Origin of the sequence: Hydrotalea flava (assembly GCF_001623405.1) — a bacterium.
GTDB lineage: Bacteria > Bacteroidota > Bacteroidia > Chitinophagales > Chitinophagaceae > Hydrotalea > Hydrotalea flava.
This window is the reverse complement of record NZ_LUHG01000086.1, coordinates 1-16,895: the sequence shown is the minus strand read 5'-3', so window position 1 is coordinate 16,895 and position 16,895 is coordinate 1. Positions and strand designations below refer to the sequence as shown.

At 37.4% G+C, this 16,895-nt stretch carries 12 protein-coding genes; 7 read left to right on the top strand and 5 right to left on the bottom strand.

The features are described 5' to 3' along the window. Window positions 1–2: 2 nt before the first annotated feature. Window positions 3–644: an MBL fold metallo-hydrolase gene (locus A0F92_RS09835; RefSeq protein WP_068245071.1), complete on the bottom strand. Its 642-nt coding sequence runs from the start codon at window positions 642–644 to the stop codon at window positions 3–5. Between the two features lie 143 nt (window positions 645–787). Between A0F92_RS09835 and A0F92_RS09830 the strand changes: the two genes are divergently transcribed. After that, the gene (locus tag A0F92_RS09830; protein WP_253810336.1) at window positions 788–4,195 is read left to right on the top strand and encodes a hypothetical protein; all 3,408 of its coding nucleotides are present in this window, start codon (window positions 788–790) and stop codon (window positions 4,193–4,195) included. A gap of 56 nt (window positions 4,196–4,251) precedes the next feature. Here the strand turns inward: A0F92_RS09830 and A0F92_RS09825 are convergent, their stop codons facing one another. Further along, window positions 4,252–4,620, bottom strand: coding sequence for a diacylglycerol kinase family protein (locus A0F92_RS09825; protein WP_068245197.1), 369 nt, complete (start codon window positions 4,618–4,620; stop codon window positions 4,252–4,254). Between the two features lie 258 nt (window positions 4,621–4,878). Between A0F92_RS09825 and A0F92_RS09820 the strand changes: the two genes are divergently transcribed. Next, complete coding sequence (locus A0F92_RS09820; protein WP_068245064.1) at window positions 4,879–7,374, top strand: DUF5686 family protein; 2,496 nt, start codon at window positions 4,879–4,881, stop codon at window positions 7,372–7,374. 13 nt (window positions 7,375–7,387) lie between these two features. Here the strand turns inward: A0F92_RS09820 and A0F92_RS09815 are convergent, their stop codons facing one another. Continuing rightward, window positions 7,388–8,443 carry a quinone-dependent dihydroorotate dehydrogenase gene (locus tag A0F92_RS09815; protein ID WP_068245061.1) on the bottom strand — a complete coding sequence of 352 codons (1,056 nt, stop codon included), beginning with the start codon at window positions 8,441–8,443 and terminating at the stop codon, window positions 7,388–7,390. Between the two features lie 206 nt (window positions 8,444–8,649). On the opposite strand from A0F92_RS09815, the gene A0F92_RS09810 reads away from it, so the two are divergent. Continuing rightward, window positions 8,650–9,843, top strand: coding sequence for an acetyl-CoA C-acyltransferase (locus tag A0F92_RS09810; protein ID WP_253810334.1), 1,194 nt, complete (start codon window positions 8,650–8,652; stop codon window positions 9,841–9,843). Between the two features lie 129 nt (window positions 9,844–9,972). Then, window positions 9,973–10,812 carry a universal stress protein gene (locus A0F92_RS09805; RefSeq protein WP_068245059.1) on the top strand — a complete coding sequence of 280 codons (840 nt, stop codon included), beginning with the start codon at window positions 9,973–9,975 and terminating at the stop codon, window positions 10,810–10,812. Between the two features lie 5 nt (window positions 10,813–10,817). On the opposite strand, the gene A0F92_RS09800 is transcribed toward A0F92_RS09805, so the two are convergent. After that, window positions 10,818–12,500, bottom strand: coding sequence for an NAD+ synthase (locus A0F92_RS09800; RefSeq protein WP_068245053.1), 1,683 nt, complete (start codon window positions 12,498–12,500; stop codon window positions 10,818–10,820). A 178-nt stretch (window positions 12,501–12,678) separates the two neighbouring features. Here A0F92_RS09800 and gldB point away from each other — a divergent pair, with 178 nt between their 5' ends. Next, window positions 12,679–13,695 (top strand): gliding motility lipoprotein GldB, encoded by a 1,017-nt coding sequence (gldB, locus tag A0F92_RS09795; protein WP_167516998.1) that lies wholly within the window; start codon window positions 12,679–12,681, stop codon window positions 13,693–13,695. Here gldB and apaG read toward each other — a convergent pair whose 3' ends face one another. Further along, complete coding sequence (apaG, locus tag A0F92_RS09790) at window positions 13,696–14,082, bottom strand: Co2+/Mg2+ efflux protein ApaG (RefSeq protein WP_068245047.1); 387 nt, start codon at window positions 14,080–14,082, stop codon at window positions 13,696–13,698. It abuts the gene before it with no gap. Between the two features lie 149 nt (window positions 14,083–14,231). Between apaG and A0F92_RS09785 the strand changes: the two genes are divergently transcribed. Both A0F92_RS09785 and A0F92_RS09780 read left to right on the top strand, forming a co-directional pair. After that, on the top strand, window positions 14,232–15,686 hold the full coding sequence (locus A0F92_RS09785) for an isocitrate/isopropylmalate family dehydrogenase (RefSeq protein ID WP_068245044.1): 1,455 nt from the start codon (window positions 14,232–14,234) through the stop codon (window positions 15,684–15,686). 144 nt (window positions 15,687–15,830) lie between these two features. Next, on the top strand, window positions 15,831–16,895 hold a 1,065-nt coding region (locus A0F92_RS09780; protein WP_167516997.1), incomplete at its 3' end, for a biotin/lipoyl-containing protein.

Genomic DNA, 16,895 nt, shown 5'->3' with positions numbered 1-16,895 from the left:
TATTATGATTGCAGGAAGGGGTTGTAGCGCAACTCATGCCCAATGGTAGTGGCAGGTCCGTGCCCCGGGTATACCACTGTATCTTCCGGTAAAACAAACAATTTTTCTTTAATGTTTTTAATAAGTTGATGGTGGTTGCCTCCGGGTAAATCAGTTCTTCCAATACTTTCTCTGAAAAGCGCATCGCCTGCAATTAAAATTTTTTGAGGCGCATGGTATAAACAAATACTGGCAGGTGAATGACCTGGCACTTCAAAAATTTCAAATTCATCCTCATCTAAATATATTTTATCTCCTTCCTGCAATAAATTAATGTTTCCACTATAGTTTTCAAATGGCAAGCCCCATTGCTGGCCCGAAATGGGTGCCATTTCTAACATGGGTATTTCATCTTTATGTGCCCAAAGTTCAATTTTATAATGTTCATGTACCCATTTGTTTCCAAAAACATGATCTAAATGGCAATGTGTATTGATGAGTAAAGAAGGGGTTAATTGTTTTTTTTGAATATAACCGCTAAAAACCTGTTGTTCTGAAGAAAAATAAAAGCCTGGGTCAACAATTACAGCGTTTAAGGCATCATTATAAATAAGGTAAGTATTTTCCTGAATGGGGTTAAACGTAAAAACTTTAATGTGCAACATGTGCTTATTTTTAAATTGATAATGGGTAATTACTTAATTTTAACAAGTATTGAGGAATTAGAAATTAATTGACCAATATCTTCACTTTAAAATTTTGGACAAACGTTTCTGATGCCCCGAACATTTTTAAATTCTGACTGGATATGCAAATGAAATCAATCATTCATAAAGTTACAATCTTATTATTTATCATTTTACCGGTAGCGGTTACGGCACAGGTAAATATGGTTGAATTTGGTAAAAACAGGGTACAGTTTAACAAATTCAAATGGAAATTTTACCAGTCACCTAATTTCAATACCTATGTTACACAAGGTGGTACTGAATTGGGAAAATTTGTAGCACAGGTTGCAGAAGATAATTTACCTGAGTTAGAAAAATTTACCGAGTATAGTTTGCAACGCCGCACCAATATTGTGGTGTACAATAGTTATAACGATTTTAAACAAAGTAATATAGGCATTGGCATTGATTGGCAAAATGCCGGTGGATTAACCAAATTGGTGAACAATAAAATTGTAGTTTTTTTTGATGGCAATCATAACCATTTAAGAAATCAGATCCGAGAAGGAATTGCCAAAGTATTAACCGATAATATTTTGTTTGGTGATGATATTGGTGAATTTGCCAGTAATCAGGCTTTATTGGATTTGCCGCAATGGTTAACCGATGGTTATGTGGCTTATGCGGCCGAGAATTGGAGTACAGAAAAAGATGACCAGTTAAAAAGTGCCATGTTAAGTGGAAACTATAATAATTTTTACCAGTTTGCATTCGATAAACCGCTGTTAGCGGGTAACGCCTTTTGGTATTACATTGCCGAACATTACCGAAAAGAAAATGTAACTTATTTTTTATACTTAGCCCGTATTTACAAAAGTTTGAATAGTGCTTCTGAAAAAATTTGTAAGAAAAAATTTAAAGAGGTTTTGAATGATTTTATGCAGCAAATGCAAGACCGTTATTACAAAGATATTCGCCAAAGAAGAAATGCACCCAAAGGAGTTTTAAATGTATCGGAAGATGTGAGCAAAAATGATTATTTCCGTTTTCAGGCAAATCCCAATCCACGCAATAATAACTATGCCGTAGTTGAATTTAAGAAAGGCGTTTACCGGGTTAAATATGTTGAAAATTTTTATGACACAAAAATATTGTTAGATTACGGCGTTCGTACCAACGAAGGCGATATAAATCCCAATTATCCCATTTTAGCCTGGGATGGCAAAGGAACCCGACTTTTAGTAATTTATTGGGATAAAGGAAAAATTAAAATGTTTGTGTACGATGTATTGGCACGTTATAAAAGGTATAAACAGGAAATTACCGGATTTGAGCAAATTACAGATGCTTCTTTTATGCTCGATGCCAATACCCTTATTTTAAGTGCCGTAAAAAATGGTCAGACAGATTTGTTTATTTATAAAATTGATGACCAGAAAATAGAGCAGGTAACCAATGATGTGTATGATGAATTGTATCCCAATTTTGTATCTTTCCCCAACAGATCCGGTATCATTTTTTCCTCTAACAGACCCAGCCCTTCTGCCCCCAGTAATGATACCGTTTTGCCAAGCCGTTACCGTTTCAATATTTTCCTGATTGATATTTTAAACAAAAGCAAAACCAAACAAATTACACAACTTACGAATTTAAAATATGGTAATGCTACTTACCCGATGCAATACAATACCAATCACTTTACTTTTGTGAGTGATGAGAATGGAATTGGTAACCGTTGGGCCGGTTTTTTCTCTACCAAACGGAATGGGCTTGACACATTGTATTATATTGGTACTGAAATGTTGAGAAATCCTTCTGTAAAAGAGTTGGATTCTACCTTAGCTGCCTGGCGTAAACCCGAAGCCGATAGTATCAGCTATTTTCAGGTGTATAAAGATTCTACTTATACTTTCCCTATTACCAATTATCAAAGTTCATTGTTAGAATCAAGGGTATCAGGTAATAACGATCAGGTTAGTGAAACCCGACAGGAAGGTGACTTTAAATTTCTCTACAAATTAAAAGTAGATGAAACAGCATTGAACAGAAGAAACGTGAATGCCCGGCCTACACAATACATGCAAGAGCAAATGAATGCACAAAAAATTGCACGGGGTGAACCGTTAAATTACACCAATAATTCCAAAAAGAAACTGCCTGTTGCATTAGTTGATACGGTAAAACCAGTACCAAAAAACTTTTTTCAAAATGAATTTTCAAATGAAGCGGATACTGCTGCAACAAATGTAATAAACACCAATATTGCCGGGAATAATGCCTCTGGCAACACCAACCAACACGATTATTTAAAACAAACCAAACTGTTTAATTACCGTTTAAAATTCAGCGCTGACTATTTATTGGCTGGGGTTACCAATAATATTTTGGTGAATCGTTATCAACCTTATGCAGGTGGTGCCGGCCCTATTCAGTTGAACAATGGAAGTGCCATTAACTGGAGCTTCCGCGCAGGTGTCAGCGATTTGATGGAAGACATTAAATTTATTGGAGGTATTCGTTTCGGCACTTCTTTAAAAGATAAAGATTTCTTTTTCTCCTTTCAAAACCTGAAAAAACGGGTTGACTGGGGTGTAACTTATTACCGTAGTACCCAAACTAATTTCTTTAATACCAGCCCTTATGATAACCAGTTAATCACCAACCTATATCAATTCAATGTGGCCTATCCGTTTGATGAGGTAAGAAGTTTAAGGGCAACATTCGGCTTACGTAAAGACCTTGGCGTTATAAAACCTGCAGATCAGTTTTCACTCAAGGTAAATGATACCAGTGCACAATATTTAGTGGGGCATATTGAGTATGTTTATGATAATACCATCAACCCGGCACAGAATATCTGGAATGGTTTGCGCTGGAAAGTATATGCCGATATTAATGAGCCCATTGCCGGAACTACCGGTGGCAGTGGTAATCAAACTTATAACTTAGGTTTTGATGCCAGAAACTATTATAAAATATATCGCAATTTTATTTGGGCAACCAGAGCAGCAGGCGACTTTAGTTTTGGCAATCAAAAAATTATTTACTATTTGGGAGGAACGGATGGCTGGGTTAATCCAAAATTCAATAGTGCCAATCAACCTGCACCCGACCAAACCTATGCTTTTCAATCTTTGGCTTTAAATATGCGTGGTTATAACCAAAATGTGGCCAATGGAAATAATGCAGTGGTTATTAATAGCGAACTAAGGTTCCCTTTATTTTCAACCCTGTTCAACCGGCCCATTAATAATGCCTTTTTAAGGAATTTTCAATTGGTTCAATTCATTGATTTAGGTACCGCATGGAACGGAAAATTCAATGGCATTAAAAGGCCTACTGAAATTTTCCCATCTCCCAATCCGGCCAGTAATCCTATTTCAGTAAGGTTAGATGCCGGTGGTTTAGGCCCTTTTGCCGGCGGTTATGGCTTTGGAGCAAGAAGTACTTTGCTGGGCTACTTTATTAGAGCCGATTTAGGTTGGCCAATGAAAGGCTTATTTAGAGGGCCATCTGTATTTTATTTATCACTTGGGTTAGATTTTTAATGAAATTAATATGATATGCTTCAATAAACCGGTGTACATCCATTGCATCGGTTTTTTTATTCCCAATTGAAAATATAGTGAGTGATTTTTGGAATAAAAATAATGCAACCAATTATTACACTGCAACAGGCTGCCCAAAGTACGGCGCCTGCAGCAATATCTTTAATGATTTTAATGTTAGGATGAAAATTAGGTGTGATGTGATTGCAGATTTTTTCAATAGCTGTATTCATCATTTCTAACCCAATTACCAGCATCATGCAAAGCAAAACCAGTATCCATTCTATGTTTGAAATATGTAACCACCAACTGAGAAAAAGGGTAAGAATGGCTATAAAGAACTGTATTTTTGCATTTCTTTCCTGTATAAAAAATGTATAAATGCCGATAGCAGCATATTTCACAGCAATAAAAAATGAGGTCATTCCCTTGTTTGAATTGTAGTTTAAAGTTATTGTTATTGGGAAATATGCAGCAAGCATTTTTGAAAAATCTTGTTATACATTAATTTATTTTAAATAATAACCATTGAAAGCTGTATTTTTTCCATTCATTTTTACAAAAGCAGCATTTCATAAAAAAGGGCTATCTAACCAAAAGTTATTGGGTATGATTTAAAATAAATTAAATTTAATTGTGACTTATGTCTCTATTTACATTCCCCTATCCTTTAATTTTGCGCTATGATATGGCATGCAGTTAAGAAAACCCTATTGAGTGTTCTTTTGGTTTGGATGTGTAGCGCAGTAACTGTAGCACAGGCAATTAAAATTAGTGGAGTCATAGTAGATAAACAAAGTGATGAGCCTATTCCCTTCTCTACTGCTGTTTTTAAATTGAGCGGGCAGGGCGTTTTAACCGACTCTTCCGGCCGCTTTGTATTTACTTCCGGTCAATGGAGTCACAATGATACCTTGCAAATCAGTTCAGTTGGATATAAAAATGTTTTAATACCCAGTGCCTTATTTAAAGACTCGGCATTTTTTACTGTTAAAATGGAATTGTTGCCCAGTAATGATGTGGTGGTTAAAAGCAAATACAACCGGGCTTTATGGTTTTGGCGAAAAATTATGCAGCACAAAGCTGATCATGAGCGTACCCACTGGAATAATTTTTATTATGAGGCTTACAATAAATTAGAATTAGATATTGCCAATATTAACACTGCCAAACTTTCCAAAAACTTTTTGGTAAAGCCTTTGAATTTTGTGTTCAATTATATTGACTCTACTTCAGAAGATAAACCATTTTTACCGGCTTATTTAACCGAAACCATTTCAGATTATTATCATCAAAATAATCCCGTACGTTCCCGCGAAATTATTAAAGCAACCAAAACCAATGGCATTGATAATGAAAGCCTGATAAAACAATTGGGTAATATGTACCAGATTGTAGATATTTATGCCAACACCATTCCTGTGTTTAACCGAGATTTCATTGGCCCTTTTAATGAACATGGCGATAAGTTTTATAACTTTAAATTATTAGATACACAATACCTCAATCATCGGCGTTTAGTGCATTTTAAGTTTACCCCCAAACACATAGGTGAAGATGTATTTGAAGGAGATTGCTGGGTAAATGATACCAGTTTTGCTATTCAAAAAATTACCTTACGGCCTGCCGTTGACGTAAATTTGAATTTCATCAGCGGATTAACTTTAATTCAGGAATACCGTTTAATTGATGATAGTATCTGGTTTTTATCGAAAGATAAATTTGTGGTAGATATTTCGCCCCTTGGGAAAAATAAACTGGCTTTTAAAGGACGAAAAACAACCACTTACCGAAAGGTATTGTTGAACAGCCCTTATGTTACCCGCATGCTCGATTCAGCCAAAACACCGAGTGAAGTTGATCTATTACCCAATATTACCAATTTGCCCGATTCATTCTGGGCCGATCATCGGCATGAAGAACTGAATAAAAGTGAAAAAACGGTGTATGCATTGTTAGATACATTGGAAAATAATAAAACTTATATTCATTATCGAAATACATTAGAGTTTTTAGCGAAAGGGTATAAAGATGTGGGCAATGTACGTATTGGGCCCTGGTGGTATTGGTTAAGCGCCAACCCCTATGAAGGTGCAAGGGTTCGTTTTGATGTGGAAACCAATCGTGGATTTAATGAGCATTGGTTTGCACATACTTATCTGGCTTATGGCTTTAAAGATAAAGGGCTAAAAGGGCTGGGTGAAATACGGTATCAGTTTAGCAGGCAACCCTGGAGTTACATCAACTTAAAGTATCGAAATGATTTGGATAATGGCCAGATGTATGCTGATCAGTTAGGTACCGATAATATTTTTGCTACCATTTTCAGGAGGCCTAATATTCCTTTTAAATACCAACGTTCAGAAGAATGGGATTTGAACTATTATGCAGAGACCAATTCAGGTTTTGGCTTTGGCACTTCTTTCACTTCTAAACAATATGAAGCATTATTAAACTTGCCCGGTAAACAATATTTTCCTACTACGAATGGCGGTACCCCCTTAAAAACCTTTGAAGCCGGATTTAGTGTTCGTTATGCTTACGATGAACGTACCCTGGTCAGTAATTTTACACGTTATAGTTTGGGTAGCAATTATCCTATTGTATTATTCAACTATGCGCATGGCTTCCCCGGTGTTTTAAACAGTAGTTACACCTATGATAAAGTAAGTTTATCTGTTTCTGATTATTTAAAAATTGCACCATTTGGTTATGTTTATTATAATGTGTATGGCGGTAAAATTTTTGGAACAGCACCATATCAGTTTCTGGAAGTACATCCCGGTAATGAGCAGTACTATTATAACAGGTATGCTTTCAGCTTAATGAATCGTTTTGAATATGTAAGCGATCAATATGCAGGTATTAATATTGAACACAATGTAGGTAATGGTTTGTTTAGATTAACCTCATTAACCCGTAAACTGAAGTTGCGGCAGTTATGGACATTTAAAGCTGTAGTAGGCAATTTAAGCCCTGACAATCAGCAATTGAACTATGTAGGCAATGCCCCCTTTAAATCGTTAGACGGGCATGCGTATACAGAAATTGGAACAGGTATCGATAATATATTTAAGCTGTTTCGTGTTGATTTTATTTGGCGCTTATCGCCAACTCCGTCAGTTAATGAAAATGTAAATAAATTTGGTGTGTTTGGCAGTTTCCGAATTACTTTTTAATGAGTAACAGCAATCAACGGCTTAGTAAAGACTCGCAAATATTGCGTGCAATACCCGGTCCTTCATACACAAAACCGGTCCAAACCTGTACTAATTGAGCACCTGCTGCAAATTTATCCTGGGCATCGGCACCCGTAAAAATTCCTCCGCTTCCTATAATGGGTAAATGGTGTTGGGTTTGTGTAGCAACATAAGCCAACACTTGATTGCTTTTTTCGCGAAGCGGTGCGCCACTTAATCCACCCGCACCCATTTTTTCAATAACAGATGCTGCTGTGTGGTTCATCCCTTTTCTGCTAATGGTAGTATTACTGATAACTAGGCCGGAAAGCTTTACTTCTTCTGTTAATGCAATAATATCGTCTAATTGTTCTGTAGTTAAATCTGGCGCAATTTTAAGTAAAAGAGGTTTGGGTTGTGACTTCCCAAAATTGATATTCTGTAAGGAAGCGAGAATTTTTTTCAAAGCATCTTTTTCCTGTAAAGCCCTTAATTCCGGGGTGTTGGGTGAGCTTACGTTCACTACAAAATAATCGGCAACATCAAATAAGGTATCAAAGCAAATAGTATAATCTTTCCAGGCATCTTCATTTTCGGTATGTTTATTCTTGCCAATATTCCCTCCAATAATCATTGATGCTGCTTCAGGTGATTGTGCACTGTTTTTCCAATCTGCTAATCTTTTTTGTATGGCTAATACGCCATCATTATTAAATCCCATTCTGTTTATTAGAGCCTTATCGGCAGGCAATCTAAATAACCGTGGTGGCTCATTGCCTTGCTGAGCTTTAGGTGTAACAGTGCCTATTTCAACAAATCCAAACCCTAAACTGCTGAGTGGTTTTAAATAAACTGCATTTTTATCGAACCCCGCACCCAGTCCAACAGGATTTTTAAAATGAAGCCCAAAAACTTCTTTTTCCAAAGCCGCATCTTTTATGGAAAATTGTTGTGCAATAAAATGTTGCAAAGTAGGAATATTACAAGCCTTTTGTAAACTATTCATCGCAAAATAATGTACCCTTTCAGGGTTCATTTGAAACAATAATTTTCTAATCAATGCATACATGGCTGCGAAGATAAAGCAGTGCAAAGAATAAGGAACAGAATCCTTGTTTGTTGATAGCATATTACGGTATACGCAACAGTAGAAGCACAACATTTTTCCATATTTTTTTCTGCATGATTAACTAATTATTGGTTTCATTTGTTGAAAACCGAAATGGTAAAATTCAATGAATATATAGTTGCATAAACAACTTTTTATTACATTTGATGAGTAAAATTATTTTTATGCAGGAAGCATACATCGTTGCAGGTTTTAGGACCGCAGTTACCAAGAGCAAAAGAGGTGGCTTTCGTTTTTACCGTCCCGATGATTTGGCGGTGGAAGTGATAAAAGGATTGATGGCTGCCCTTCCGCAGTTAGACTATAAACGGATAGATGATGTAATTGTAGGTAATGCTGTGCCGGAAGCAGAACAAGGCTTGCAATTTGGTAGAATTATTGCAGCTAAAGCATTGGGTGTTGAAGTGGCAGGTATTACCATTAATCGTTATTGTGCCAGCGGGTTAGAGAGTATTGCCATGGCAACTGCTAAAATAAGAACCGGTATGGCCGATTGTATTATTGCCGGCGGTACGGAAAGTATGAGTTTGGTGCCTACAACCGGCTGGAAAACGGTTCCATCCTATAATATTGCAAAAGATGAACCCGATTATTACCTGAGCATGGGTTTAACTGCCGAAGCGGTTTCAAAAGAATTTAATGTTTCAAGAGAAGATCAGGATGTGTTTGCATACCACTCGCACCAAAAAGCAAAAACCGCAATTGAAAACGGCTATTTTAAATCGGGAATATTACCTATTACGGTACAGGAAACCTATGTAAATGAAAAAGGTAAAAAAGCAATTCGCTCTTATGTAGTAGATACCGATGAAGGGTTACGTGCCGATACAACTGTTGAAGGGCTGGCTAAATTAAAACCTGCTTTTGCGCTGAATGGAACCGTTACTGCCGGTAACTCCTCGCAAACCAGCGATGGTGCTGCTTTTACAGTTGTAATGGGTGAGAAGATGATGATTGAATTGGGCTTACAACCCATAGGCCGTTTGGTAAATTGTGCCAGTGCCGGTGTACATCCGCGTATTATGGGAATTGGCCCCGTAGCTGCCGTACCCAAAGTTTTAAAACAGGCGGGAATGAATTTAGCAGATGTAGATTTAATTGAACTGAATGAAGCCTTCGCAGCCCAGTCTGTTGCAGTAATTCGAGCGTTGGGAATGGATCCGGCTAAAGTAAATATTAATGGGGGTGCTATTGCGTTGGGGCACCCATTGGGATGCACCGGTGCTAAACTAACCATCCAAATTTTGAATGATTTAAAAAGACTGAATAAAAAATACGGAATGGTAACAGCCTGTGTAGGCGGTGGTCAGGGCATTGCAGGCATTATTGAACGAATGTAGGTTTGATTGATTGGGAACTGTGTATAATGGGTAAGCGTGAAAGGGAAGGATATTATTTTTTTGTGAAATGATTTTCATCATTTTTTAACAGACTTCTAAAAATTACCTTCATGTTATAAAAGTAAACACATGAAAACAATATTAATACCCACCGATTTTTCAGAAACTGCCAAACATGCCGCCATTTATGCCATGGAAATTGCCCGGCAAATAAAGGCAGAAAAAGTAATTTTATACAATACCTATCAAACCATTGTTACAATAGGTGCCGACCCGCTGGTTCCTGCGGTTGATGCTGTTGGGATTGATAATTTGAAGAAGGGAAGTGAAGCAGGTTTGGAGAATTTTAAATTCATTTTATTGGCTTATCAGCCTGAAAATATTGTTGTAGAAACGCTTTCAGAATTTAATCTGTTAACGCCGGGCATTCAGAGTGTATGCGAACGTATGCCCATTGATGTTGTAATGATGGGTATTACCGGCGGTGATGCCATTGAAGAAAACCTTTTTGGAAGCAATACCATACAGGTAGCCAAAAATGTTACTGTACCGGTAATCATTGTTCCAAAGGAAGCGCCAGTAAAGCCAATTGAAAAAGTATTATTTCTTTGCGATTTTCAAAAAGTTGTTGAAACTACGCCTATTCACCCTATTATCAAGATATTGGATGCTACCAAAGCAGCATTGCATGTGCTGAATATTGATAAAGATAATAGTCATTTTACACCTGAAACACCTCATGAAAGTTTAATGCTGCATAATTTGTTACATCAATACAATCCGCAATATCATTTTGTAGATGGCAATGATTTTATGGAAACAGCCAATAATTTTGTGAAAGAAAATAAAATTGATTTAATCATTTCAATTCCCAAAAGGCATGGCTTGTTTGATACACTGTTTAAAAGAAGCCATACCAAAATGATGGCATTTCATAGCATTGTACCATTAATGGTGGTTCATGACTAAAAAAATTAACTTAAATACTTTCCTACAATGGGTACCCTTCTGCCTACGCCAAAAGCCTTGGGCGAAACGCGTATGATGGGGCAAAACTGGTTGCGTTTGTATTCGTTTGTATTTACAAGTTTTAAAATTCTGTTGACTAAATCGGCATCATAGCCCATTGCTTTTATTTCGGCAGGCCCCATCCGTTGCTCAATATATTGGTATAAAATTTTGTCTAAAATGGTATAGTCAGGAAGGCTGTCACTGTCTTTTTGGTTTGGTCTCAGCTCGGCACTGGGGGCTTTCTGAATGATGTTTTCAGGAATAATCATTTTATTTTTATTAATGAAACGGGCCAGCTCATATACCTGTAATTTATAGCAGTCGCCTAAAACACCGAGGCCACCGGCCATATCGCCATACAAAGTACCATAACCGGTAGCCAACTCGCTTTTATTAGATGTGTTTAATAAAATGTAGCCAAATTTATTTGCTAATGCCATTAATACATTACCTCTTATTCTGCTTTGCATATTTTCTTCAGCCAACGAAAATGGCATACCGTTAAATTGAGGAGCTAAGGTGTTTAAAAATGATTCGTAAATATGGTTAATGGAAATAATATCGTAAGGGTTACCGAGATTTTTACTGAGTGCAACTGCATCATCCACAGAATGTGATGTAGAATAGGGTGATGGCATTAATACAGCACGTACATTTTCGGCACCTAAAGCAGCGCAGGCAATGGCCAAAGTAACTGCCGAATCTATTCCGCCGGATGAGCCAATAATAGCTTTGGTAAAGCCCATTTTCGAAAAATAATCCCGAATCCCTAAAACAAGCGCATCATAAATTTGATCGATATTCAATGATTCCTGTAAAGTTGCAGGGTCCAATAATGCATCGGGTACATAAGCTGCTGCTTCAATTACCGGTTCTTTTAAATAGCCATCTTCATTCAAATGCACTGATTCTATTGCCTCTTTAAACAAGGGTAATGCTTTGCACAGGTTTGCATCTTTATCAAAAACCAATGAGGATCCATCAAATACAATTTCTGTCTGACTGCCAATTGCATTGCAATAAATCATGGGTAATTTGTATTTCAATACATTGGCTTTAATCACAGCTTTTCTATCTTCAACATGAGTATAATCAAATGGTGAAGCGCTTAAATTCACCATCATATCCGGTGCATCTTTCATCAATTCATCCATTGGGCAGGTTCTGTACAATGGGTTGTTGCCTAAGTTCCAAATATCTTCACAAATAGTTACGGCAATTTTCTTTCCTTTAAATGGTACTACATGCCAATCAAAAGCAGGTTCAAAATAGCGGTATTCATCAAACACATCATAAGTAGGTAAAAGGGTTTTATGTAATTCTGCAATCACTTCGCCATTGTATAAAAAAAATGCTGCATTAAAAAGTTCCTTTCCTTTTCCGCTATTATTGTTTGCAGGTGCACCTACCAATACCCCAATATTTTGGGTATGCGTTTTAATAACGTTAATAGCAGCATAACATTTGGCAATAAAATCGTTGAACTCAACAAAATCTCTTGCAGGGTATCCGCAAATACTCATTTCACTAAATACAATTAAATCGCCACCGGCCTGCTTTGCTGTTTCTATGGCCGCAATAATTTTTTGTGTATTGAAATCAAAATTGCCGATATGGTAATTTTGTTGTGCTAAAAAAATCTTCATGTAATTTTTTTTAAGTGTGCTTACAAATAGACCTAAATGAAACAGGAATAGTACATCAATTATTGTCGTTTAAAAATGCAAAGTTCTATATTTTAAACCAAAGCTATCAGCCCAATCTTAACAAAATAAATGGTAATACTCAACACATTGTATTTATTTTGCAGTAAATTATTTTGGAATGGTCAGATTGATGCGTAGAACAGGTTGGATAGCAGTAGTGATTTTTTTGGCAGCCTGCTCTCCCAAAAAAAAATTACCCGATGTTTCCAATATACCCATGCCTTTGACCTTGCAACGTTTTGATCGGGATTTTTTTGCAATGGATACCATGCATGTTTCGCATGGATTAGACAGTCTGCAAAAAAAATATCCTGTTTTTATTAAAGATTATTTGTATAATATTTTAGCAGTGTATCCGCAACCAGATAGCGTATTGAAAGATGTACTGCTCTTCAGAAGAACCTATGCGCCGATGGATAGTGCCGTTCAACAGCAATTTTCAAATGTTAAAAAGTATACGGAACAAATTGCCACTGCTTTTCGATATTTTCATTATTATTTTCCCAAATACAATTTGCCACACAACATTATTACTTATATTGGTCCTATTGAAGGAATAGGCAGTGCCTTAACTTCATCCGGATTGGCCATTGGCTTGCAGGCATATCTGGGGCATCAGTTTCCGGCCTATCATACACAATACATTAGTGAAGTATATCCCGATTATGAAACAAGACGGTTTGAACCGGAATACATTACGGTAAATTGTATGCGTAATATTTTAAGTGATTATTATCCGGAAAAAAAAGCAGGAAGGCCCTTGATAGAACAAATGATAGAGAGTGGAAAGCGCATGTATGTTTTAGATGCCTGTTTACCAAATGTAGCCGATAGTATTAAAACCGGTTACACACAATCCCAGCTTTCCGGCTGTTATGCCCACGAAAAAAATATATGGAGTTTCTTCATACAAAATAATCTGCTATATGAAACAGAACCTGCCCAAATTGTCCCTTACGTGAATGATGGCCCCGGAACACCTGAATTAGGCCCTGCAGCTCCCGGAAATATAGGCCTGTTTACCGGCTGGCAAATTGTAAAACAATGGATGAAAAAACATCCGGGAACCAGTCTGGAACAATTATTAGAAACCCCTTCAAAGCAAATTTTTGACGAAGCAAAATACCAACCCTGATTAATTCAGTTTGGCGGGCACAATCATTTCAAATGCGGGAATATTTACAGTAAAATGGGTTTTTGTATTTTGATTTTCCATGGTATAATAACCGCTCATTTTGCCCACTTCTGTTTTAAAATTACAACCACTTACATACTGGTAACTTTCACCGGGTAGAATAACAGGTTGTACCCCAACCACGCCTTCGCCATCTACCTCCCTGTTTTCACCATTACTGTCAAAAATAAACCAATGCCTGTTGAGCAACTGAACGGTAAAATCATTGAGGTTTTCGATGGTAATACGATAGGCAAACATGAATTCATGGGTTAAAGGATTGCTGTAATCCGGCTGATAAAATGTTTCCACGCTAATTTGAATGCCTGCAGAAATTTTTGAAACCATATGCTGTGTAATCTGTAAGCATAAAGATAAGAAAATCAATGTTAATAGTATTTGTTCATTCAATTTTAAAGCAGTAATACACTATTCCGGCCTGTTTACTACGGAAACAATTCTATGAAAGCTTACTTTTGCAATCTAAAATTTAAAGTATGAATAAAATAGCAGTGGCAAAAGGTGATGGAATAGGCCCGGAAATTATGGAGGCTGTTTTAACTATTTTTTCCGCAGCGAAAGTGCCGCTGCAATACGAATTTGTAGAAATGGGAAAATGGGTTTTTGATAAAGGATTCAGTAATGGAATGACACCCGATGCGCAACAAACCATAGAAGCATTGGGTATTTTGTTTAAGGGCCCTATGGAAACACCAAAAGGCAAGGGTGTAAAAAGTGTAAATGTTACTGCCCGTAAAACCTGGAATACCTATGCCAATAAAAGAACTTTTCAAACTTTGCATGGGGTAGATACCGTTTTTAGTAAAGCAGGTATTCCTATCGATATTACAGTGGTAAGAGAAAATATTGAAGATACCTATGGCGGTATTGAACACATGCTTACACACGATGTAGCGCTTAGCCGCCGTTTTATTACTCGCCCCGGCAGCTTGCAGTTAATAAAATATGCCTTTGAAATGGCCAAGAAAAAAGGTGCGAAAAGAATTACCTGCAGCCATAAAGCCAATATTATGAAAATTACAGATGGTTTGTTTTTGCAGGTATTTTATGAAGTGGCCAAAGATTACCCGGAATTAAAAGCCGATGATGTAATTGTAGATGATTTGTGTATGAAATTGGTAACCCGGCCCGATTTGTTTGATGTGGTGGTATTAACCAATTTGCAGGGCGATATTGTAAGCGATTTATGCGCCGGCCTGATTGGCGGCTTAGGCTTTGCACCCTCTGCCAATATTGGTGATCATATTTGCATTTTTGAAGCAGTTCATGGAACGGCTCCGGATATTGCCGGTAAAAATTTAGCCAATCCGACTGCTTTGTTGTTAAGCGGTATCGGTATGCTGCACCATTTGGGATTAATGCAAACAGCTGCACTTATTGAAAATGCCTTATTATATACATTAGAACAAGGTATTCATACCGGCGATTTTGGCGATAAAAGCATCCCGGCCCTTTCTACCACTGCATTTGCAGAGGCCATAATTCAAAATTTTGGGAAAATACCCGAATTGGGCGCTAAGCCGGCATTGCCTAATATGCCTACTACACAAACGCATTTTAAATTAGATAAAAACCCCATGCTCGAATCGATTGAAACAGAAAAAGAGCATATTGTTGGGGTTGATTTTTTTATTGAAAGCAATGAACAGCCCATTGCTATTGCCAATAAATGTATGCGCCATGCAGGGGTAAAATTTAAATTGGTGAATATCAGCAATCGTGGTACACAAGTGTGGCCTACCGGATCAGTATATACTAATTTAGTAAACCAATACAATGTTCGCTTTGAAAGTATTGATGATATGCCTTTAAACCAAATGGATGTGTTAGGATTGTATGTAAGTATGAGTGGTAATTTTAAAATATGCTCATCAGAATTACTGTTAATGCTGGGCAATAAAAAAGCCTATTCATTGGCACAGGGGCAATAAGGAAATGAATAATCGATTTAAATAAAAAATGTGTGACCCGTTCAATTGAATTTAAATGAAGAAACAGTCTTTTTTTAAAGGTTTACCTTTTCTGTTCTCATTTTTAACTTAATTTCACGGCTCATTTTAAAGAGCAATTGAACTATGGCAGAAGTGATATTAATGCCACGCTTAAGCGATACCATGACCGAAGGGGTTATTGCTGCCTGGCACAAAAAAGTGGGTGATACTGTAAAAAAAGGCGATTTATTAGCCGAAATTGAAACCGATAAAGCCACGATGGAGCTCGACAGCTATCAGAATGGGGTTTTATTGCACACCGGAGCACCCGTTGGTGGTAAGTTACAAGTAAATGATTTATTAGCTATTTTAGGCCAACCCGGCGAAGATATTAGTGGGTTACTGGCACAGCATGCACCCAATTCCGGGGCACAGCCTGCTGTAAAACCAGCTAAAGCTGCACCGGCAACTCCGCCTGATCAACCTGCCGCAAATGTACCAGCACCGGCAATGGATATTAGCAAGATGGAAGAAGTGGTATTAATGCCGCGTTTAAGTGATACCATGACCGAAGGCGTAATTGCTGCCTGGCACAAAAATGTAGGTGATACCGTTAAGAAAGGTGAAGTTTTAGCCGATATTGAAACCGATAAAGCAACCATGGAATTAGAAAGCTATAAGGATGGTACTTTATTATATCAGGGTGCAAAAGCCGGCCAAAAAATTCAGGTGAATGATTTGCTTTGTATTATTGGCAAAGAAGGATTAGATATTAATGGCATTATTGCTGCCGTAAAACATACCAATCAACAAAGCGCTGCCCCTGCACCTGCTGCACCAACAACCGCTGCCGCTGCCCCTGCTTCGGTTCCTGCAGCCCCTGCACCAACTGCTGCACCTGTTGTTGTGAATGAAGGAAGAATTTTTGTTTCCCCATTAGCTAAAAAATTAGCAGAAGAAAAAGGAATAGACTTACGCTATGTAAAAGGCAGCGGCGACAATGGCAGAATTATAAAAGCTGATATTGATAATTATGTGCCGGCTACTACAGCCGCCTCTGCAACTGCAGCTGCTGCGCCAACTGTACAGGCATTACCGGCAGGCCAGGTTCGGTACGAAGATGTTCCGGTTTCGCAAATGCGGAAAACCATTGCACGCCGCCTGAGCGAAAGTCTATTTACAGCGCCGCATTTTTATTTAACCATGGCT